A 21,596-nucleotide genomic window follows, 5' to 3' on the forward strand; every position below is an offset into this window, starting at 1 on the left:
TAAGCATGCCGAATGTACCGTCTGTAAAAAAAGTTCCACTGCAACTGATCGTGCTTCTAACCAGTGGGTTGATTGCAGGACTGTTATTACTTGTTTTTGAACTGTATGCAGGAATTATCTATCTCATCCTTTGGCTTGGAGCTTCAATTTACGCGGTTTTGGCGGAAATACAGCGACAAAGAACATGGAACTTTTACATCTCTAAATTATCTCATCGTGTGAAAAAAGTGGGCGCTGATGTTGTTCACGAACTGCCTATAGGCATTCTTCTCTTCAATGAACGCTATGAAATTGAATGGGTGAACCAACATTTCTCTAAGGCTTTTCCTGAGGATATACTGCTTGGTCAATCGTTAGATGACCTTTCTGCGGCTCTTATCCCTCTGATTAAAGAAGAAGCAACAGAAGAAGTTGTTACTTTAAATGAACGTAATTTTCGCGTTTACTTTAAATTAGACGAGCGGCGCCTCTATTTTTTAGATGTGACAGACCATTACCAATTAGAAATTGAACACCGTGATAAAAAAGTCGTGTTCGGTTTAATTTATCTCGACAATTATGATGAAGTGACGCAAGGCATGGACGACCAAATGAAAAGCAGCATCAATAGTCAGGTTACTTCCGCATTAAATCGCTGGGCACTTGAAAATGGGATCTATTTAAAAAAGATTGCTGCTGATCGGTTTTTCGCCGTTATGAACCGGCAAATACTTCGTGAGCTTGAGCACGAAAAGTTTCAAATCCTGGATGATATTCGTGAAATGACTTCGAGTCAAAATATCCCTTTAACGCTTTCAATTGCAATAGGAAGTGGTGACGTGCCATATCCAGAGCTAGGTCACATGGCACAATCGAGTCTTGATCTCGCGCTTGGGCGCGGAGGCGATCAAGTGGCAATTAAGCAGGCGAATGGCAAGGTTCGTTTTTACGGGGGGAAAACCAACCCAATCGAAAAGCGAACACGTGTCAGAGCACGCGTCATTTCACATGCTTTACGTGAGTTAGTTCTTACAAGTGATCAAGTTTATATTATGGGGCATCGATATCCCGATATGGACTCAATTGGAGGGGCGCTCGGCGTACTCAAAATTGCGCAGGCGAATCAGAAAAAAGGGCGCATTATTATTAATCAGAATGAGCTGGACGTCGGGGTCAGCCGTTTAATGGGGGAAATGCAGCGGCATGAGTCACTTTGGCAGCATTTTATCACTCCTGATCAAGCGCTGGAAAAAGTCACACAAAAGACGTTACTGATCATTGTAGACACACATAAGCCTTCAATGGTCATTGATGAACGGTTAATGAATAAAACTGATCATGTCGTGGTCATTGATCATCATCGCCGGGGAGAGGACTTTGTAGATGATCCAGTGCTCGTATATATGGAGCCATATGCGTCCTCGACGGCAGAACTTGTGACTGAATTGCTTGAATACCAGCCGAAGGGTCTGGAACTGAGTGTTCTTGAAGCAACGATTATGTTGGCCGGCATGATCGTTGATACGAAAAGCTTTACGCTCCGCACTGGATCGCGCACGTTTGATGCTGCTTCCTATTTGCGCTCCAAAGGTGCTGATACCGTACTCGTACAGGAATTTTTGAAAGAGGACATTGACCATTATGTTCAGCGAGCACAGCTCGTCGCCAATGCTGACATTTACTTAGATGGAATTGCAATCGCTAAGGGTGACATGGAGGAAGGCCTTGATCAAGTGCTGATTGCGCAGGCAGCAGATACACTTCTGACAATGACTGGCATTCGTGCATCGTTTGTTGTCTGTCACAGAAAAGATGGTAAAATTAGTGTTAGTGCAAGGTCTCTTGGAGAGATCAATGTGCAAGTCATTATGGAAGCACTCGGCGGAGGCGGCCATTTAACGAACGCTGCGGCGCAAGTGGACGGCACGATTGATGAGTGCGTTGACCAGCTCCAACAGATCATCGATGAGCATGTAGAAGGGGGAGATGAAGAATGAAAGTGATCTTCACACAAGATGTAAAAGGAAAAGGGAAAAAGGGCGAGATGAAAAATGTCTCTGATGGATATGCTCGGAACTTTCTTTTAAAAAACAATTACGCAGTTGAAGCGACTGAAGGAAACTTAAAGGCGCTCCAGCAGCAGAAGAAAAAAGTCGCCAAGCAGGAAGAAGAAGAATTACAGGAAGCAAAGGCGCTCAAAGAAACGATTGAAAATCTGACGGTCCGCTTAACGACGAAAGCAGGCGAAGCCGGTCGATTGTTTGGCTCGATCACCAATAAGCAGATTGCTGATGAGCTGAAAAAGAATCATGACATTAAAATTGATAAGCGTAAAATTGAACTAGATCAGCCCATTCGTACGTTAGGACATACGAAAGTTCCTGTTAAATTGCACCCTGATGTATCTGCAACTTTAGACGTCCACGTACAAGAAGCTTAACGGGACAGCGAGGGGTCGGGTCATCTTGACCGGCTTAGAGTGCAGACAAGGTCTTATATGGCTTTGTCTGCACTCATTTTAAGAGTATCACTATTTTTCAGCCTGACTTAAAACAGTTGGTTAGACGATCCGCCCGCGTCGTAGTCTCTCCAGTTTTAGAGAGGCGAGGGCCAAAGAGTGTTTGTCAGCAGGCTGAGCCGGTCGGTACCGACCGGCTTTTCATATGTCCACCAACGAACCAGACCAACGTTCATTGAAGACCCGAATGTTTAGGAAATATAAAGAGTGGATGTGCATTTGTGACAAAGCAGTGCTTATTCACACTTAATGACAAAGGAAAGGTAGGACGAGTGGCATGCAGGAAGGTATGGAAGGAAGGCTTCCGCCACAAAATACTGAAGCAGAGCAAGCGGTATTAGGAGCGGTCTTTTTAGACCCCGCTTCGCTTACAACAGCCTCGGAAATTGTCGTGCCTGAAGACTTTTATAAAACAACCCACCAGCGCATCTTTGAGACGATGCTCGTATTGGCAGAAAAAAATGAGCCTGTCGATTTAGTAACGGTTACCTCTGAGCTAGCGGATCACAAGATATTAGAGGAAATTGGTGGGGTATCTTATTTAACCCAGCTTGCTGATGCGGCACCAACGGCAGCAAATATAGAATACTATGCACGGATTGTCGAAGAAAAATCAATCTTACGCCGTTTGATTCGGACGGCGACCGACATTATCGAGGATGGCTATACGAGAGATGATGAAGTCGAGTCCGTTCTGTCCGATGCCGAGAAGCACATTATGGCGGTGTCGAATCGAAAGAATACAGGTCAATTTCAGCAAATTAAAGACGTCCTCGTCGAAACATATGATAACATTGAGCTGCTTCACACACGCCAAGGTGATATTACTGGCATTCCGACCGGTTTTTCCGAGCTTGATCGTATGACGGCTGGCTTTCAGCGCAGCGACTTAGTGATTGTTGCCGCTCGTCCGTCTGTCGGAAAAACGGCTTTTGCTTTAAATATTGCCCAAAACGTCGGTATTCACGCTGAGGAAAACGTCGCCATATTCAGTCTGGAAATGGGTGCGCAGCAGTTGGTCATGCGGATGCTTTGTGCTGAAGGTAATATTGATGCCCAGCGTCTGAGAACAGGTAAACTTACACCCGATGATTGGCAAAAGCTTACGATGGCGATGGGGAGTCTCTCGAACGCAGGCATTTTCATTGATGACACTCCAGGAATACGCGTGAATGATATCCGCGCCAAGTGCCGCCGTTTAAAAATGGAGCATGGGCTGGGGATGATCTTAATTGATTATCTACAGCTGATCCAAGGGAACGCTAGGAGCGGTGAAAACCGGCAGCAAGAGGTTTCCGAGATTTCCCGATCACTAAAAGCACTGGCAAGGGAACTTGAGGTGCCTGTGATCGCCCTATCACAGCTTTCCCGGGGTGTGGAATCACGTCAAGACAAGCGGCCGATGATGTCCGATATCCGGGAGTCTGGAAGTATTGAGCAGGATGCGGATATTGTGTCGTTTTTGTATCGGGACGATTATTACGATAAAGAATCTGAAAGCGAAAATATTATCGAAATTATTATCGCCAAGCAACGTAACGGACCAGTAGGAACCGTTGAGCTCGCATTTGTAAAAGAGTACAATAAATTTGTGAATTTGGAAGTGCGTCGGGACGATTCTGATATGCCTCCTGGTGCGTAAAACGTAGACAGGCTGACAAAAGGCGATTGAACGAACGTGTTAATTACATTTTTTCAGATTATGAATAAAATTAGACGAACTTATTGACGGGAAACTCCTAATAATGTTCGTCTTCTCATTGACTCACTATGATATTCTTGATACACTTAACTTCGGTAAAGTGTGAAAAACGAATTATCACCGTGAAGAGCGGATGGTAGAAATTAGCGGAGGTGCTTTTCATGTCATCAGTCGTGGTTGTTGGAACACAGTGGGGCGATGAAGGCAAAGGCAAAATTACAGACTACCTGTCAGAGAATGCAGAGCTCGTAGCACGTTATCAAGGTGGAAATAATGCAGGTCATACGATCGCTTTTGGCGGGGAGACGTATAAGCTGCATTTAATTCCTTCAGGTATTTTTTATAAAGATAAAACATGTGTGCTCGGTAACGGTATGGTCATTGATCCAAAAGCACTCATCGAGGAGCTTGCTTATCTTAAAGGATACAACGTCTCGACAGACAATCTGCGTATTAGCAATCGTGCTCACGTTATTCTTCCTTATCACTTAAAGCTCGATGAATTGGAAGAAGAACAAAAAGGGGCCAACAAGATCGGCACGACGAAAAAAGGCATCGGACCCGCCTATATGGACAAGGCAGCGAGAATTGGCATCCGTATTGCCGACCTTCTCGATAAAGACGAATTTCATAAAAAACTTGAGCAGAACTTGGCACACAAAAACCGTCTGTTTGAACGGATGTACGAAACGCCTGGTTTTGCCATTGAAGATATTTTTGAAGAATATTATGAGTACGGGCAGCAATTTGCTCATCTCGTCACAGATACATCTGTCGTGTTAAATGACGGTCTTGATGCTGGTCGTCGCGTACTTTTTGAAGGCGCACAAGGTGTCATGCTCGACATCGACCAAGGAACATATCCATTTGTTACATCGTCCAATCCGATTGCTGGCGGCGTCACCATCGGTTCAGGCGTTGGCCCATCCAAAATATTGCACGTTGTCGGCGTCTCTAAAGCCTATACGACGCGTGTAGGTGATGGCCCATTTCCGACTGAGCTCACAGATGAGATTGGTGATCAAATTCGGGAAACAGGTCGTGAATATGGGACGACGACTGGGCGCCCACGCCGTGTAGGTTGGTTTGACTCCGTCGTTGTTCGTCATGCTCGCAGAGTCAGTGGAATTACGGACCTATCATTAAACTCCATTGATGTGTTAACTGGTATTGAAACACTTAAAATTTGTACCGCTTATAAATATGAAGGTAAGATTATGGAAGAGTTTCCTGCCAGCTTAAAAGTGCTCGCGAAGTGTGAGCCTGTTTATGAAGAACTTCCAGGCTGGACTGAAGATATTACAGGCTGTCGTTCCTTAAATGATTTGCCCGTAAATGCTCGCCATTACATCGAACGCGTGTCACAGCTTACAGGTATTCCATTATCCATCTTTTCTGTTGGACCTGATCGAAGCCAAACGAATATGGTTCGCAATGTTTATGCTATGCCTTAAATAAAAGCTTTAAAGAAGGAGCCCTGAGCAAAAGCCATCGATGGTTTAAATGCCAGGGCTTTTATGGTATAATAAGTAACTAGATGAATAAAAGAGATCGCGCTACCGAAAAAAAGTTTTTTATAAAAAAACCTTGCATGGTTCAAACTATTTATGATAAGATAATCCTTGTCGTTAAGGGAGGAGCCATTAGCTCAGTCGGTAGAGCATCTGACTTTTAATCAGAGGGTCGGAGGTTCGAATCCTCCATGGCTCATATTTATATCATCGCGGGGTGGAGCAGTCTGGTAGCTCGTCGGGCTCATAACCCGAAGGTCGGAGGTTCAAATCCTTCCCCCGCAACCAATTAAATTGAGCGCTACAACGTCGAATTAACATCTTCGACAAGCGAAGATCGAAGTGCCAGTTGGTGCAACCAATTAAACTGAACGCTACAACGTCGAATTAACATCTTCGACAAGCGAAGATCGAAGTGCCAATGGTGCAACCAATTAAACTGAACGCTACAACGTCGAATTAACATCTTCGATAGCCAAAGATTGAAGCGTCATCGACGTACATACTTAAAACAAAATAATAAGGTCCCGTGGTGTAGCGGTTAACATGCCTGCCTGTCACGCAGGAGATCGCCGGTTCGATCCCGGTCGGGACCGCCATCTTTTTTTTTGGCTCGATAGCTCAGTCGGTAGAGCAGAGGACTGAAAATCCTCGTGTCGGCGGTTCGATTCCGTCTCGAGCCACTTTTCATGGCGCTAAAGAAAGAACTTTGAATACTCAAGGTTCTTTTTTGGTTTGACCTTTACGTCAAGGTTTTTAAGTGATAACATACAATAAAATAAATGCGATGAAGAGAAAAGTAAATCATATCTGTTCTTCCCAGAGAGCTCCGGCAGCTGAAAAAGGAGTAAGAATAACTGATTGAATCAAGCCTCTGAGCAGCACATTGGAACCTCATGTAGGGGATGGTGTGACAGGAGCTCCTGTTATAGAGCTAGGGTATAAACATTCTTTATTGTCGTACTCGATAAGGTTAATATGGCGACATATTAATAAACTGGGGTGGCACCGCGATTATACAAATCTCGCCCCCAAGACACTACGTCTTGGGGGTGGGATTTTTTTTATTTCGTTTAAATTGACTAATCGCTGAAGGAGGAATCTACATTGAGTTTGAAACCATTATTAGGAAATTGGTATTATCCCTCCATCTTATTATTTAGTATAGGGATATCAAGTGTGGGGAGTTGGGTTTATTTTATCGCTTTAAACCTCATTGTGCTTAACATAACAGGTTCAGCAATGGCTGTCTCTGGTTTATATATCATTAGAGCTTTATCTACGGTGTTTACGAATTTTTGGTCGGGAAGTTTGATAGACCGTTTGAATAAGAAATATCTCATGATCGTACTTAATGCCTTCCAAGCTTTGCTCATTGCTTGTTTATTTTTTTCTTCTTCATTAGGTTTTATATATTGTATGGTGTTTATGATCACAATGGCCAGTTCCATGTATCAGCCAACATCCATGACGTACATTACAAAATTAATCCCGACAGAGCGAAGAAAACGTTTTAATTCTTTACGTAGTTTACTTGATTCTGGAGCTTTTTTGACTGGCCCAGCAATCGCAGGATTGATGTTTACTGTTGGGACGCCGAGCATGGCTATTTATCTGAATGCCCTAGCTTTAGCTTTATCAGCATTAATTACCTTGGGAATGCCTAATGTCGAAGCTTCTGCTCAACTTGTTGGTCAATCAAATCGTCAATCATCGCTTAAGCTATTAAAAGACGACTGGAAACTTGTTATAGGGTTTAGCTGTAAATATTCATATATCATGATCATTTATTTTTTATTTAGTGTCATGATCGTCTTGATGACAGCTACAGATTCTTTAGAGGCTGCTTTTGCAACACAGGAGCTTTCTTTATCAGAAGGTGAATACGGCGTTTTAGTTAGTATTGCTGGTGCGGGCATATTCATCGGTTCTTTAGCGAATACAATCATTGTTGAAAAAGTCCCTACTTCATGGCTTATTGGTCTTGGATCAATGATCACTTCAGTAGGATATGTGATTTTCGCATCTTCTAACACATTTCTGATCGCGTCTGTAGGGTGCTTTGTTTTGGCATTTGCCACAGCTTTTGCAAATACAGGCTTTTATACGTTTTATCAAAATAATATCCCCGTAGATGTTATGGGGAGAATAGGAAGTCTTTATGGTCTTGTTGAAGCCATTCTAATCATCATGACTACAGCGATCTTTGGGGTGTTTTCTGAGCTTGTATCTATCAGATTTATTGTCGTTTCAGGATCATTGATCATGTTACTCGTAGCAACTATATTATTTATTTATAATATTCAACCTTCAAAAACTAAATTTTATTCAACATCACCTTGATCTTTCAATTATATCATTGTCGTTAGTTGATTAAGCGAGGACAGTCTCTGACATTTACTATTGACTTTAGCGCAAAGAAATCACTGGAGTCTTCCGCAAACGGGCGCTTTCGTTGAATTGACTAGATCATCATTGGGCCCAACATAAAAATGTGTGGTCTTTATCATTTTAGAGATTTGATTAGTGTTTTGTGAAATCACAAATAGCACATGAAAATCACAAACGACGCATAAATGAGCAGTAATTTGAAAAAATTTCATGAAAAAATCGCCAAATTTTTCATAGTGAACGTGATGACAAAAGTCTTTAAAAGGCTGATAAACTGCATCATATATTTCTTGAGTGTCTCTAGTTTTTCATTTCGATTACAGTTTCCCGGAAGCACTTCCAAATTTATTTAGGTATGTTAGAGTATGTTGAGTAAAGTAGAAACAATGCTCGAATTGGGAGGAACGTATGAAGTGGATAAGAAGGACATCACGACGGGTCTGAGACAGTCACTTAACCAAAAGATGCGCCGGACAAGCCTTGTTCTTGCAACGGCAGGGTTTTTAATCACTGGAGGATCAGTGGTATATGCGGGGGAGCATAGCCCAATAAACACCGTTTATCATGTTTATCTAGCTGATGAAGCGATCGCAACGTTCAGTGATGAACAGTACATACAAGACGTTGTCGATGAGAAAATAGAAGAAGCTCAATCGAAAAATAATTCATATACGTATCAAGCCGATAAAGATTTACGAGTTGTACCCGAGCGTACATTTACCCCGGTGACAAAGGACCGTCAAGGCCAAGAGTCATTGCGAAAAGTATTAAATGTAGAGGCAGAAGCGGTCGGGATTATCATAGGTGATCAAGAATCACCGGCTGTTTATGTGCAAGATAAGGACACAGCTGCAGACGTCCTCGAAGCGCTAAAACTAGCATACGTTTCTAAAAAAGACTTGGCTCAACTCAAAGAGCGGCAGCAGGAAAGAAAAGCTGCAGAGAAGGCTGATGATAAAAAAGAGTCATCTAGCAATAGCCAAGTCAATGAAAATGGAACACAGAAAAAGAAAGGTTCTACGTTGTTAGACGTACGCTTCGATCAAAAAGTTTCATTTGAAACGTCTTTTATTGATGAATCTTTTATTCTTTCTAAAGAAGAGGCAGTAACGAAGCTGAAAAAAGGGACGCTGGAAGATGAAAAATATATCGTTCAAGAAGGCGATGTGTTCGGAAAAGTGGCAGCGGCCCATGATTTAGATAGCGACCAGTTACTCGCATTAAACCCTGATATTCAGAAAAAAGACATGCTGTCTATCGGTCAGTCGCTAAATGTGACGGTGAAGAAGCCTTATATGGAGGTCGTCGTATCGTCTAAAGAAACGAAAGACGAAACCATCCCATTTCAAACCATCGTTAAAGAAGACGATACAATGTATAAAGGTGAAGAAAAGGTTGCCCAAGAAGGAAAAGACGGCAAACAAACCGTAACTTATCAAAAAACGAAGGAGAATGGCACGCTTGTCGATACAACAGTGATTAATAGGGATGTCCAAGAAGAGGCACAAGATAAAATCGTAATTAAAGGGACGAAAGTTATTCCTTCACGTGGAACCGGGAAGCTTATTTGGCCGACAAACGGAGGCTCTTTGACGAGCAAAATGGGTCAACGTTGGGGATCGATGCATAAAGGGATCGACATTGCACGAGCCAGTGACTTGACCATTAAAGCCGTCGATAACGGTGTCGTCGAATTTGCCGGTCGTCAAGGTGGATATGGAAATAAAGTGATCATTAATCATAATAACGGAATGAAGACGATTTATGCCCACATGTCCTCGATTTCTGTGTCTAAAGGTGAGACAGTCCCTCAAGGAACAAAAATTGGTGTTATGGGCTCAACAGGCTATTCAACAGGCACGCATTTACATTTTGAAGTTTACCAAAATGGCGCCATAACGGATCCATTAAGCGTACTATCCTCTCGTTAAGCAAAGCTCCGGCAATGATTGCCGGGCAGCCTGTTGACAAACGCTTTCATCCGTTGTTGCTTGGCTCACTCGTCCTCTCATGAACTAAAGTTCTATTCGCGTCTTTGTTCGCCTTCGCGCCTAGGCTGACAAGCGTTTTCAAGCTAGGCTGAAAAAAGCACCGAGAGGTTGCTGAGCGGACGCTAAAAATGGTATATACAATAAACTTTGTTTAGGCTCCGGCAACGACTGCCGGGGTTTTTGAATTCCGAGCAATTGAAAACTAAAAGACAGCACCTCACCGCTCAATGTGAGATAAAAACACCATTTGGCCGAGGAAGAAAAGTAGCTTTTGGGAATTGGTGAGATTTGAGGGGCGTGGTGCCTTACGAGATTATGATAGAATAGTGGGGAGTAAAGCAGTAGCTTGACGCTTTAAATATTACGTAGGAACCGTCGACAGGCTTCTGAAAGAACCTATACCTAGAAGCTTTTTGTCGGAGCTTCCAGCAAATACACATACGTATAAGCGGCTTTTTCGATCGTTGTACGAAGAAGTCAAAAAGGAGCGAATACGATGGATAAGCATATTCTTGTTGTTGATGATGAGCAGCCGATTGCTGATATTTTACAGTTTAATTTAGAAAAAGAGGGTTTTACCGTCACGTGCGCTTACGATGGTGATGAAGCGCTGGAGAAGTTGAGCGAAGACGTGCCGGACCTTGTTTTGCTTGATATTATGCTACCACAAAAAGACGGCATGGAAGTATGTAAGGAAATACGTAAGCAGCACCAAATGCCGATCATCATGCTCACAGCCAAGGATTCCGAGATTGACAAGGTACTCGGCCTTGAGTTAGGAGCGGATGATTATGTCACGAAGCCCTTTAGCGCTCGTGAATTAATTGCTCGTGTAAAGGCAAATTTACGCCGTCATCAGCAAATTGCTGAGCCTGAGCAAGGGACAGAAATTAAAGACATTGCAGTCGGGCCATTGATGATTCATCCGAATTCATACAATGTGACGAAAGAAGGGCAGATGATCGAACTCACGCACCGGGAGTTTGAACTGTTGCATTATTTGGCTCGTCATATCGGGCAAGTGATGACACGTGAACATTTGCTACAAACCGTATGGGGTTACGATTATTTTGGGGATGTGCGTACGGTAGACGTCACTGTCAGGAGACTACGCGAGAAAATTGAAGATAATCCGAGTCATCCGACCATCCTCGTTACACGGCGTGGTGTCGGATATTACTTAAAGCTTCAGGATCCTGAGGTCGAATGAAATCGAGAGAACGTGTCAGCTTTTTTAAATCGATTCATGTCAAAATCATTCTCGTGTATGTGCTTTTGCTTCTAATTGCTATGCAAGTGATCGGTGTTTACTTTGTCCAAGAACTAGAAGAGCAGCTGTTAAGCAGCTTTTCCAACTCTACCAATGAGCGGGCTCACGTCCTCGCTTACACGATTGAAGAAGAAATGTTAAAGGAACGAGGTCCAGATGATCCCTCGCTGGAGTCAACCATTCGGGATAGTCTCCGTGATTTTATTTCCAATGATATCCGTGAAATTCAAGTGATTGACAGCCGAAACCGTGTCTTGATGACGTCTAATCCATATGACACATCCATTGTCGGTAAACGGACGCTCAATTTGCTCGTCAAACGATCCCTCGTTGTTGGCGTGACCCAGGAAAAATGGATGATTGATCCACGAAGTGGTGACCGCCTTCGCGTCGTTGTCGTTCCGTTCAAATCAGGAGAAGAAACGATTGGCGCAATTTATGTATCGGCAAATGCAGAACAAGTGTATGATCAGCTGAGTATCATCAATGACATTCTCATTAAGGGCGTTGTCATTGCCCTATTGCTAACGATTGTTTTAGGTGTGTTTTTAGCGAATACGATCACTCGTCCGGTCGCCGATATGAGAAAGCAGGCTCTCGTCTTAGCGAAAGGTGATTTTTCCAGAAAAGTTAAAGTTTACGGTGACGATGAGATTGGTCAGCTCGCTTATACGTTTAATGGGATGACACGTAAGCTGGAGGAGGCTCAGGCTACGACCGACAGTGAGCGACGTAAATTAAGCTCTGTTCTAACGCATATGACTGATGGAGTGATTGCGACCGACCGTTATGGCCAAGTGATTTTAGTGAATCAGCCAGCTGAGCAGATGCTAAGTGCGTCTGGCGATGAAATGGTTGGAAAACCGATTGTGCAAGTCCTTCGTCTCGAAGAAGAAGGCGTCACTTGGGAAGGACTTTTCCGTGACATGGACTCGATGTTGCTCGATTACAGCGATACCCTGCCAGAGAATGAGCAATTGATCGTGAAAGCAAGCTTTTCTGTGATTCAGAAAGAAAGTGGATTACCGAATGGCTTGATAACGGTATTACACGATGTTACAGAGCAAGAGCAAATCGAACGAGAACGTCGTGAATTTGTTGCAAACGTATCACATGAGCTTCGTACACCGCTAACAACGATGAAAAGTTATATAGAAGCGTTGACCGATGGTGCTTGGCAGGACGATAAGTTGGCCCCGAAGTTTTTATATGTCACGCAAAATGAAACCGATCGGATGATTCGACTCGTCAACGATTTATTGCAGCTCTCAAAAATGGACAGTAAAGAAGAGCAGCTACATTTAGTCGAGGTAGATGTGGTTGACTTTTTTAACCATATCATTGACCGTTTTGAAATGACGAAGGGCGATGATTTTCATTTTGACCGTAGCTTGCCAGAGGAGCCTTTATATGTTGCACTAGATCAAGATAAAATCACCCAAGTATTGGATAATGTCTTGTCGAATGCTTTAAAATATTCGCCTGAAGGTGGTACCATTATTCCTTCGCTTGAAAAACAAGGTGAGTTTGTAAAGATTTCGATTAAAGATGAAGGTGTTGGCATTGCCCGTGATAAAGTCGATAAAATCTTTGATCGCTTTTATCGAGCCGATAAAGCAAGGTCCAGAAAACTCGGAGGCACCGGACTTGGACTTGCTATTGCCCGGGAAATGGTGCTTGCTCACGGCGGAAAAATTTGGGCAACGAGTGCATTGAATAATGGGACGACGATTCATTTGACTCTCCCCATCCGTCCACAAGACGGACAGGAGGTGGACAACCTCTCATGAACAATAAAAAAATCAAAGAACATATTAAATCCGCCGTGTTGATTATTCTAATCGTTGGAAGTTTGTTTTTAACGTGGAGCATTTGGACGTATCAGCCTCAGTATGCAGAAGCACCAAACGCTGAGTATGTCCAAAACGTTGCGATCGGTGATCAGCAGGCATTAAACGATGTCATCCAGCCAGTGGTTGCCATTTACCATGGACAAGCGGGAATGACTGGTACGATGCGGCGCAACCAAGTGGAGAACTTATTTGCGCTGCTGAAAAGAAGCCAGTTTGGTGAGGTGAAGGAGCTGAATCCAGAGGTCGAAGGGGTAGAATATGAAAATCTCATTGACCAGCAAGTGGAATTCATCATGTCGACCCCCTTACCGCTTTCATTACTTGACCAATGGCTTCTCGTTGAAAGAGAGGTTGCGGAGACCGGGACATTTGATCGTATGATCGTCGATACAAGTCAGCCGACAGCCCGCCTTTTGTTTGTTTCTTTTGCAGATAAAGCGATTTACGCCGCACCTATTAGGGATCTAAATCAAGCTGCCTTTAATGAAGAAGTTAATCGTATTCTTACAGGTGCTCCTGCCTTTTTTGCGTATGAACCGAACTTGGATACGCGTATCTATTTGCCGGAAGGGAATGTGGACGTACCGAAATTAACATACTCAACGATGCATTTGTCAGCAGGTAAATTCCGTGATGCACTCTTCTCCAACCCTAGTCTCGTTAAAAAGGATACAGGCGATAGCGGAGAAGAGTTGTATACGGATGGAACTCGTCTGTTGCGCGTTTACAATGATCAACAGCGTCTCGCTTATATTAATCCGGTTCAAAACTCATTTGGTCAGTTATCAGGTGAAGATTTGATTCTTCGTTCGCACGATTTTATTGACGACCATGCCGGATGGACCGATACGTATCGTTTGTATGATTATTCTCTGCCTGGACAATTTGCTAGTTACCGCCTTTACATTGACCAGTACCCAGTTTTTCAGACGAAAGGGATGTATGGCTTTTCCTCACTGTACGTGTCATTTAAGAGCAGTGACATTTATGAATACGTCCGTTTAATGTCTCGTTTACGCTTTGAGTTTGATCGCAATAATGTCGTCTTGGATTCAGGTCGTGAACTGATAGCGCAGCTACGGGCACAAAATCAATTTGATGAAGATCGCATTCAAGACATTAAAATTGGCTATGAAATGACACGTCAACCGAATACCAATCCGGTCATTCTTTCCTTTCAACCGGTATGGTATATAAAACACGACCAATCTTGGCAAAAGCTGATACCTCCAGCAGAAGGGAGCTGACAAAGCATGGATTGGAGCCGAGCGAAAACTCTCCTCATTCTTTGTTTTCTAATTCTCGATGTCTTTCTTCTCACTCAGCTTCTGGAAAAGCGCCAGGTCGACGAATACGATTACTTAAATGAATCGACGATTGAAGAGCGTCTAGCGGCGGAAGAAATCTCATATCCTGAACTCCCTCAGGAGACCATTACCGAGAATTACATTCATGGTACAGGGCGTTCGTTTACCGCCGAAGAATTAAATGCGCTCGACAATCAAAACGTGCTTCTCGATGGCAATACGGTCGTATCGAGCTTAGTGGAGCCGTACCCACTTAATCCAGATTCGTTCCAGGAAAGTGCCGAGATGTTTATGAACAGGTACGTTCTTGATGGTGATCATTATCGATATTGGTCATACGATGAGGAGGCTCAGTCGGTACTGCTTTTTCAGACCTTTAAAGAAAAAACGATCTATTACAACGACAACAGCTTAGTCATTTTGCAGCTGAACGAAGAAAATCAAGTCGTGAGTTACCAGCAAACAATGCTGGAGGATATTGATCAGATGGATATTGATGAAAATAAACAGCAGACGATATTGCCGGCTGTTGAAGCGTTAAAAATTCTTTTTGAACGAAATGAGCTTTACTCGGGAAATGAAGTTACCCGCGTCGAGCTTGGTTATTATACCCTCGTTCCGTTGGCGAATGGGGTTCAAGTGTTTTCTCCGACGTGGCATGTCATTGTTGACGATGAACGAAATTATTTTATTAATGCCATCGAAGGACAGATTCAGCAGATGAATGATGGTTTAGGGGATACCGAGCGTGACGACAGTACGTCTGAGACGATCGGCACAGGAGACGTGTCCCCTGGCATCAATCCATAATGGAGTGTGAGCGATGAGTTTGCAATTTAGCGTGCTGGCAAGCGGCAGCACCGGCAATGCATTTTTTATTCAAACACCAACCCAAAAATGGCTCGTTGACGCTGGGTTGAGCTGTAAAAAGATTGAGGCCTCTCTCGAGAAAATCGGTCAGCAGGCGAAAGATTTAAATGGCGTTCTCGTCACACATGAGCATAGCGATCATATTAAAGGTCTCGATGTTCTTTCGCGCAAGCATCAATTGCCGATTTACGCCAATATGGCGACGTGGAATGCTATGGAGCGTCATTTAAGTAAGGTTCCTCTTGAGCAAAAATTCACTTTTGATACAGCGAGCACGCAGTCTTTTGGCGATCTCGATATTGAGTCGTTTGCCGTTTCACATGATGCTGCTGAGCCGATGTTTTTTCACTTCCACCATGAAGGAAAACGTGTGGCCATTGTGACCGATACAGGATATGTTAGTGATCGGATTAAAGGCGTCGTAAAAGACGCAGATTGCCTTGTTTTTGAGGCCAATCACGACGTTCAGATGCTCCGGATGTGCCGTTATCCTTGGAATGTCAAGCAGCGGATCTTAAGCGATGTCGGTCATGTGTGTAACGAAGATGCAGGCGTTGCCCTATCAGAAATTATTGGTGATGCAACAAAGCGTATTTATTTAGCCCATTTAAGCAAAGATAACAATATGAAGGATTTGGCACGCTTGTCTGTTGCGCAAACGCTGGAGGCAAAAGGGCGCCCTGAGGGGAGCGGCTTTACTCTGCATGACACCGATCCAGCCGAACCTACACCTCTCGTCACTGCGTAATCAGCATCGTGCTCATCGAAAAACCATGCTCGTAGTAGCATAGTTTGTAAAGAAATGGAGATGAAGCGATGGGCTATGACAACGGCGATGCAAATTACCCTCCAAGACGCTTACGAAATCGCCGCTCCAGTACGATTTGGGCAGCGCTTTTAGGTGTCATTGTGGGAGCCGCTATTGTGCTCAGTGCATTACCTTTTTTAGCCAATACGGACCTGCTCGCATTTGAGGATGAGGATAAGGTAGCGTCTTTAGAACAAAGACCACAGGAAACACAATCACTTGAGCCGTTACAAACACGGAACGTCTCTGTCAACGTAGATACAGATGTGACGGAAGTCGTCAAAAATGTGCAACATGCGGTCGTAGGCGTCATTAACTTAATGGGTGGCACGTATTGGGAGCCGAATGTAGCGACTGAGGCAGGGACTGGTTCAGGTGTCATTTACAAGAAAGAAGGCGATCATGCGTATATCGTGACGAACTACCATGTCATTGAGCAAGCGAGTGAGGTCGAAGTGAGCTTGCACGACGGCACTCGGATTCCAGCAACCGTGCTTGGCGAAGACATTTTCACCGACTTAGCCGTGCTCTATATTGAAGGCAGTGAAGTCAATCAGTTAGTAGATACGGTCGGCGCCTTTGGTAATTCGGAGGACGTCAACGTAGGTGAGCCTGTTATCGCTATCGGTAATCCATTAGGTCTGGAATTTTCTGGATCGGTAACCCAAGGCATTATTTCTGGAAAAGAACGGGCGATTCCGGTCGATCTAGATAACGATGGTAGCGCCGATTGGCTCGCCGATGTCATGCAGACAGACGCGGCGATTAATCCAGGAAATTCAGGCGGCGCATTGTTCAATTTAGACGGACAAGTGATTGGGATCAACTCCATGAAAATTGCGCAAAGCGCGGTCGAAGGTCTCGGCTTTTCAATCCCGACCAATACAGTGATTCCGGTTATTTCTGACTTGGAAGGCGAAGGACGAGTCATTCGTCCAGTTATGGGGATTTTAAGTCCACAACCATTAGCGACCGTTGACAGCTACCACCGTCGTGAAACGTTAGGACTTCCTGCAGAAGTGTCTTCAGGTGTTGTCGTAACGGAAGTCTCGCCAGACACTCCAGCAGCGTCAGCAGGATTACAGCAATTGGACGTCATTACCGCGCTGGATGAAAGAACGATTAATGACACCATCGATTTAAGAAAGTATCTATACAACGAAAAACGAGTCGGTGACGCAATCGACGTTACGTTTTATCGAGGTGGCCAGCAACAAACGGTGACACTGACGTTGGTTACCGACGAATCATAAAAGCAAGCAATCCAAACCGTTTGCGCATCATTATTCAGAGTGTAGTCAAAGTCTAACTGACTTTTCCTGCACTCTTTTTTATTCACCTCAAGTGAAAACATCGGTCATCACCAAATGAGTGCCAAGGCATTGCTTTTCATTGCATATTGCAATTCAAAGCAAATAGCAAATATTCGTATGTTACAAACGATATATACATAGAATGATTCACACTGTACTCTTTTTCAGTGTTTTGGTAAAGTAAGATTAAGAAAAGGGGTGAAACCATTGGGAAGGCGATTTTGCGAATTGTCCAAGTGGCTACATTAAGCCAAAGGACGTATAGAGTAAAGATGGATGGATGCACTGCGGATCGAGGTCCGTCGTCCGCCTGCCCTCAACAATTGGTCTCATTCCCCGGCTTATTTTAAATTTAATGATAACTGGCTGTTAGCCAAAAGTTGCTTGGGAAGAGAGCGACAAACGATATATATGATAAAGCAGGAGATCGATACGCCTTTTTCCGTCGTGCGGTAACTTTTAACATTGCTTATCACTAGAAATTAAGGAACTTACAATCGCACGGAGGTGAATCCCTCATTCAAGAGGGAATAATTGGATACGACGACGATCATTATCAACTTTTCATTGGTGGCGCTTTTAATTGCGCTGACCGCTTTTTTTGTAGGATCAGAATTTGCTGTTGTTAAAGTCCGGATGTCGCGCATTGATCAACTGATTGAAGAAGGAAACAAACGAGCGAAAATCGTAAAACGATTAGTCACGGACTTGGACTATTATCTATCTGCTTGTCAACTCGGAATCACAGTTACAGCACTAGGACTTGGTTGGCTCGGAGAACCGACAATCGAGCGTCTCCTTCTACCGTTGCTGCAGGAATGGGGCGTACCTGAATCGGTGACGCACGTCATTTCGTTAGCGGCTGCCCTGTCCATTATGACGTTTTTACACGTCGTCATTGGTGAATTGGCTCCAAAAACATTAGCCATTCAATTTGCTGAAAAAATGACGCTTATTTTAGGACCATTATTGTATTGGTTTGGTCAGATTATGAAGCCGCTCATCTGGTCACTAAATGGATCAGCTCGCTTATTGCTCCGTCTGTTCAAAGTCGACCTCAATCCTCAGGAGCAGGCGCATTCGGAAGACGAACTAAAAATCATAATGACGCAAAGTTACCAAAGCGGAGAAATCAATCAGGCGGAATTATCCTATTTGCAAAATATCTTTGCTTTTGATGAGCGTGTTGCAAAAGATATCATGATCCCACGGACGCAACTCGTCGTTTTAAGCGATGATATGACGACAGAGGAAATCGTCCAAATGATTGATGAAAATCGCTATACGCGCTATCCAGTCGTCGAAGAAGGCGACAAAGATTCAGTGCTCGGTTTTATTAACGTTAAAGAAGTCCTTACAAATATGGCGACGGGGCGCGACAGCACCTTGCTTGACAGCCTGCACGAGATGCCAACCGTCCATGAAACGACGTCGCTGCAAGAAGTATTACTGAAAATGCAGCAAGCGCATATTCACATTGCCCTTGTCATTGATGAATACGGAGGTACAGCCGGTATCGTATCCATGGAAGACATCCTCGAAGAAATCGTCGGCGACATTCGTGATGAATTTGACGATGATGAAATTCCTGATATTCAAAGGCTAGGAACGCATGAGTTTTTGTTAAGCGGACGCCTGTTGCTTGAAGACCTCGAAGCAGATATCGGTGTCAAGCTTGATGAAGAAGATGAAGATTTAGACACACTCGGCGGATGGATGCAAGTTCATGCTGAAGATAACGATAAGCTTGAAGAGCCCATTCATTATAAAACCCATCGTCTCCAAGCCGTAGAAGTCGACAACCATCAAATTCTTCAAGTGCGTCTCGAAAAAGATGTTTTTGAGGAAGAAGAATCACACGATAGCGATGATTCTGATGAAAATAAACGGCAAGCGGAAGCGAATTAATCATTTAATGTGCATAAACAAGCACCAGCCCCAACGAACGAAGCGGGGTCTGGTGCTTTTTCACTTAGGTAAATTAAGCACCCCAAGTCAATGCTAAGCCACAATACGTTAAACCCCCGCCAAAGCCAAACAGTACCACCTTATCACCCTCACGCAGACGCTTCTCTTTCACAGCGTCATACAGTGCAAGTGGAATGGATGCCGACGACGTATTCCCATAGTGCACGACGGAATAAAGCGTTTGTTCAAACGGCATTTGCGCCTTTTCACAAATCGATTCAATCATTCGCAAGTTGGCGCTGTGCGGCACAAACCAATCGACATCTTGTTTGTTCAACGCTGCCCGTTCAAGCAGTGTCTCTATTTCGCCAGGCACCATTCGTACCGCCCACTTATACACTTCACGCCCATTTTGCACCATTCGTCCCTCTCCAGACAGAGGCACATCGTCCATCACTGAAGATAACCCCGTCCGATAAACGTGTTGTCCACCAGACCCATCCGAGCCCGTCACAGCACCAAGAAAGCTCGGCAGGGCAGGATCATATTCTACAAGCGCTGCCCCAGCCCCATCACCAAACAAGATACACGTCGAGCGATCACGATAATCGGTCACTTTGGACAACGTTTCCCCGCCGATAACAAGAATTTTTCGGTGGAGTCCTGAAGAAATTAAGCCATTCGCCATATGCAAGCCATACGTAAAACCGGCGCACGTCGCATTTAAATCCAATGCCCCGGCAGCCTGAATGCCAAAAGCGTTTTGCACCTGGCACGCGACACTCGGAAACGCATAATCCGGCGTCGTCGTCGCAACAATCACGTGGTCAACATCATCGACATGTACCCCGTACTCATCAATCATCGATTGCACGGCTTCGATACAAAGATGTGACGTAAACTCATTCTCTCCGGCAATGCGCCGTTCCCGCATCCCCGTCCGCTGGACAATCCACTCATCCGACGTCTCAACCATAGACTCCAAATCGGCATTGGTCAGCCGCTTCTCGGGCACATATGCCCCAATAGCCGTTAACCGAGCTTGTGATCGCAACAAAAGAACCACTCCTCGAAAATTAGTTTGTCTTATCTTAACACAAACTATTAGTATCTGGTACTAATTTATTTAAAAATAGAGAGCATCATTGTGGATAAGACACATGGTCGACTGGTGCTTTCAGCGCACACGACAACGATTCAATTTTCCAATCATGTCTCATTTAAAATCAAACATATCGCTACATTCATCGCTTCTATACAATGAAGATGACCATAAAAAGGAGGGGATCAAGATGGTGCACGATCAAGTCAAAGCAACCTTTGGGATCCATGCAGAACATTATGTAACGAGCGAAATGCATGCCAAGGGGCAGGATCTGGAGTGGGTGAAAGAGAGATTGGCGCTGCAAGGAACAACGGAAACCGTCTTAGACATCGCTACAGGTGGCGGCCATACGGCCCGAGCGGTCAGCGAGCTTGCCGCAACGGTGATCGCTTCCGATGTAACGAAAGACATGCTTGCAGCCGCCAGAAAGCACCTCAGCGATCGCCCAAACATTCATTATGTGCTTGCTAACGCACAACACCTTCCATTCCTCGATGAGACATTTGACGCTGTCACTTGCCGCATTGCCGCTCATCACTTTCCCAATGCTCAGCGATTTGTTGAAGAAGCTGTCCGTGTCTTAAAGCCAGGCGGCATATTCATCCTCATTGATAATGTTGCACCAGAAAACAAAGATGTTGCCCACTGGATCGACACGACTGAGACGTTACGCGACCCTAGCCACCACCGTTGTTTATCGATTGCTGAATGGAAAGAGTACATTATGCGCACAGGGCTGACACTCCAATTTGAACGGGCTTGGCATAAGACGATGGCATTTCACCCATGGGTCAACCGTACCCTTAGTGACTGTCAATATCGGGTTAAAAATCCCCAAAAACGCCGGACTAAAATTCCTCACTTTGCTGTTTCTGGAGCTGAAGGCAGAGGAAATACCCCCGGCCTTTTTTCTTCTCTTCCATGCGATAGGAATCACCTTTGATGCTAAACGTAACCGAGTGATGCAGGAGGCGATCCAATATCGCGGTTGCTAACACGTCGTCTCCAAACGTTTTCCCCCATTCTAGATACGATTTATTTGAAGTAATGATCATAGCGCCTTTTTCATA

At 44.3% G+C, this 21,596-nt stretch carries 16 protein-coding genes, 4 tRNA genes and 1 other annotated feature; of the genes, 18 read left to right on the forward strand and 2 right to left on the reverse strand.

Features of this window, described 5'->3' with window-relative positions:
- Nucleotides 1–5 precede the first annotated feature (5 nt).
- The 17 genes from G4V62_RS09695 (at nucleotide 6) to G4V62_RS09775 (ending at nucleotide 19,421) form a co-directional block, all read left to right on the forward strand.
- Nucleotides 6–1,976, forward strand: coding sequence for a DHH family phosphoesterase (locus G4V62_RS09695; RefSeq protein WP_165201642.1), 1,971 nt, complete (start codon nucleotides 6–8; stop codon nucleotides 1,974–1,976).
- Nucleotides 1,973–2,419, forward strand: coding sequence for a 50S ribosomal protein L9 (gene rplI, locus G4V62_RS09700; RefSeq protein WP_165201644.1), 447 nt, complete (start codon nucleotides 1,973–1,975; stop codon nucleotides 2,417–2,419). Before G4V62_RS09695 ends, rplI begins: the two co-directional genes overlap by 4 nt.
- Nucleotides 2,420–2,774: 355 nt before the next feature.
- Nucleotides 2,775–4,139 carry a replicative DNA helicase gene (dnaB, locus tag G4V62_RS09705; protein WP_165201646.1) on the forward strand — a complete coding sequence of 455 codons (1,365 nt, stop codon included), beginning with the start codon at nucleotides 2,775–2,777 and terminating at the stop codon, nucleotides 4,137–4,139.
- Nucleotides 4,140–4,360: 221 nt separating this feature from the next.
- Entirely contained in the window at nucleotides 4,361–5,653 is a 1,293-nt protein-coding gene (locus tag G4V62_RS09710) for an adenylosuccinate synthase (RefSeq protein ID WP_165201648.1), read from the forward strand.
- 183 nt (nucleotides 5,654–5,836) lie between these two features.
- Nucleotides 5,837–5,909, forward strand: a tRNA-Lys gene (locus tag G4V62_RS09715).
- A gap of 12 nt (nucleotides 5,910–5,921) precedes the next feature.
- Nucleotides 5,922–5,998 (forward strand) — tRNA-Met (locus G4V62_RS09720).
- A gap of 235 nt (nucleotides 5,999–6,233) precedes the next feature.
- A tRNA-Asp gene (locus G4V62_RS09725) sits at nucleotides 6,234–6,309 on the forward strand.
- 11 nt (nucleotides 6,310–6,320) lie between these two features.
- Nucleotides 6,321–6,393: transfer RNA gene (locus tag G4V62_RS09730), tRNA-Phe, on the forward strand.
- Between the two features lie 95 nt (nucleotides 6,394–6,488).
- Nucleotides 6,489–6,746 (forward strand) — a binding site (T-box leader).
- A gap of 71 nt (nucleotides 6,747–6,817) precedes the next feature.
- Complete coding sequence (locus G4V62_RS09735) at nucleotides 6,818–8,053, forward strand: MFS transporter (protein WP_212508730.1); 1,236 nt, start codon at nucleotides 6,818–6,820, stop codon at nucleotides 8,051–8,053.
- Nucleotides 8,054–8,466: 413 nt separating this feature from the next.
- The gene (locus G4V62_RS09740; protein WP_165201650.1) at nucleotides 8,467–10,032 is read left to right on the forward strand and encodes a peptidoglycan DD-metalloendopeptidase family protein; all 1,566 of its coding nucleotides are present in this window, start codon (nucleotides 8,467–8,469) and stop codon (nucleotides 10,030–10,032) included.
- A 556-nt stretch (nucleotides 10,033–10,588) separates the two neighbouring features.
- Entirely contained in the window at nucleotides 10,589–11,302 is a 714-nt protein-coding gene (gene yycF / locus G4V62_RS09745; protein ID WP_165201652.1) for a response regulator YycF, read from the forward strand.
- Entirely contained in the window at nucleotides 11,299–13,152 is a 1,854-nt protein-coding gene (gene walK / locus G4V62_RS09750) for a cell wall metabolism sensor histidine kinase WalK (RefSeq protein ID WP_165201654.1), read from the forward strand. The genes yycF and walK overlap by 4 nt, the downstream gene beginning before the upstream one ends.
- Nucleotides 13,149–14,462, forward strand: coding sequence for a YycH family regulatory protein (locus G4V62_RS09755; RefSeq protein WP_165201656.1), 1,314 nt, complete (start codon nucleotides 13,149–13,151; stop codon nucleotides 14,460–14,462). Before walK ends, G4V62_RS09755 begins: the two co-directional genes overlap by 4 nt.
- A gap of 6 nt (nucleotides 14,463–14,468) precedes the next feature.
- Nucleotides 14,469–15,332 (forward strand): two-component system regulatory protein YycI, encoded by an 864-nt coding sequence (locus G4V62_RS09760; protein WP_165201658.1) that lies wholly within the window; start codon nucleotides 14,469–14,471, stop codon nucleotides 15,330–15,332.
- 13 nt (nucleotides 15,333–15,345) lie between these two features.
- Nucleotides 15,346–16,140, forward strand: coding sequence for an MBL fold metallo-hydrolase (locus G4V62_RS09765; protein ID WP_165201660.1), 795 nt, complete (start codon nucleotides 15,346–15,348; stop codon nucleotides 16,138–16,140).
- A 68-nt stretch (nucleotides 16,141–16,208) separates the two neighbouring features.
- On the forward strand, nucleotides 16,209–17,453 hold the full coding sequence (locus G4V62_RS09770; RefSeq protein WP_165201662.1) for a S1C family serine protease: 1,245 nt from the start codon (nucleotides 16,209–16,211) through the stop codon (nucleotides 17,451–17,453).
- Between the two features lie 594 nt (nucleotides 17,454–18,047).
- Entirely contained in the window at nucleotides 18,048–19,421 is a 1,374-nt protein-coding gene (locus tag G4V62_RS09775; RefSeq protein WP_165201664.1) for a hemolysin family protein, read from the forward strand.
- Between the two features lie 73 nt (nucleotides 19,422–19,494).
- Here G4V62_RS09775 and G4V62_RS09780 read toward each other — a convergent pair whose 3' ends face one another.
- Nucleotides 19,495–20,478: a ketoacyl-ACP synthase III gene (locus G4V62_RS09780; protein WP_165201666.1), complete on the reverse strand. Its 984-nt coding sequence runs from the start codon at nucleotides 20,476–20,478 to the stop codon at nucleotides 19,495–19,497.
- 235 nt (nucleotides 20,479–20,713) lie between these two features.
- Here G4V62_RS09780 and G4V62_RS09785 point away from each other — a divergent pair, with 235 nt between their 5' ends.
- Nucleotides 20,714–21,469: a class I SAM-dependent methyltransferase gene (locus tag G4V62_RS09785; RefSeq protein WP_165201668.1), complete on the forward strand. Its 756-nt coding sequence runs from the start codon at nucleotides 20,714–20,716 to the stop codon at nucleotides 21,467–21,469.
- Here the strand turns inward: G4V62_RS09785 and G4V62_RS09790 are convergent.
- On the reverse strand, nucleotides 21,375–21,596 hold a 222-nt coding region (locus G4V62_RS09790), incomplete at its 5' end, for an ATP-binding protein (RefSeq protein ID WP_165201670.1). The two genes, G4V62_RS09785 and G4V62_RS09790, sit on opposite strands and share 95 nt — an antisense overlap.

It is taken from the genome of Litoribacterium kuwaitense, assembly GCF_011058155.1.
GTDB lineage: Bacteria > Bacillota > Bacilli > Bacillales > DSM-28697 > Litoribacterium > Litoribacterium kuwaitense.

Coding starts and splice junctions, on each gene's coding strand:
- G4V62_RS09770 (WP_165201662.1), top strand. CDS start 16,209: ATGGGCTATGACAACGGCGATGCAAATTACCCTCCAAGACGCTTACGA.
- G4V62_RS09765 (WP_165201660.1), top strand. CDS start 15,346: ATGAGTTTGCAATTTAGCGTGCTGGCAAGCGGCAGCACCGGCAATGCA.
- walK (WP_165201654.1), top strand. CDS start 11,299: ATGAAATCGAGAGAACGTGTCAGCTTTTTTAAATCGATTCATGTCAAA.
- dnaB (WP_165201646.1), top strand. CDS start 2,775: ATGCAGGAAGGTATGGAAGGAAGGCTTCCGCCACAAAATACTGAAGCA.
- G4V62_RS09785 (WP_165201668.1), top strand. CDS start 20,714: ATGGTGCACGATCAAGTCAAAGCAACCTTTGGGATCCATGCAGAACAT.
- G4V62_RS09755 (WP_165201656.1), top strand. CDS start 13,149: ATGAACAATAAAAAAATCAAAGAACATATTAAATCCGCCGTGTTGATT.
- G4V62_RS09760 (WP_165201658.1), top strand. CDS start 14,469: ATGGATTGGAGCCGAGCGAAAACTCTCCTCATTCTTTGTTTTCTAATT.
- G4V62_RS09710 (WP_165201648.1), top strand. CDS start 4,361: ATGTCATCAGTCGTGGTTGTTGGAACACAGTGGGGCGATGAAGGCAAA.
- G4V62_RS09740 (WP_165201650.1), top strand. CDS start 8,467: ATGTTGAGTAAAGTAGAAACAATGCTCGAATTGGGAGGAACGTATGAA.
- G4V62_RS09695 (WP_165201642.1), top strand. CDS start 6: ATGCCGAATGTACCGTCTGTAAAAAAAGTTCCACTGCAACTGATCGTG.
- rplI (WP_165201644.1), top strand. CDS start 1,973: ATGAAAGTGATCTTCACACAAGATGTAAAAGGAAAAGGGAAAAAGGGC.
- yycF (WP_165201652.1), top strand. CDS start 10,589: ATGGATAAGCATATTCTTGTTGTTGATGATGAGCAGCCGATTGCTGAT.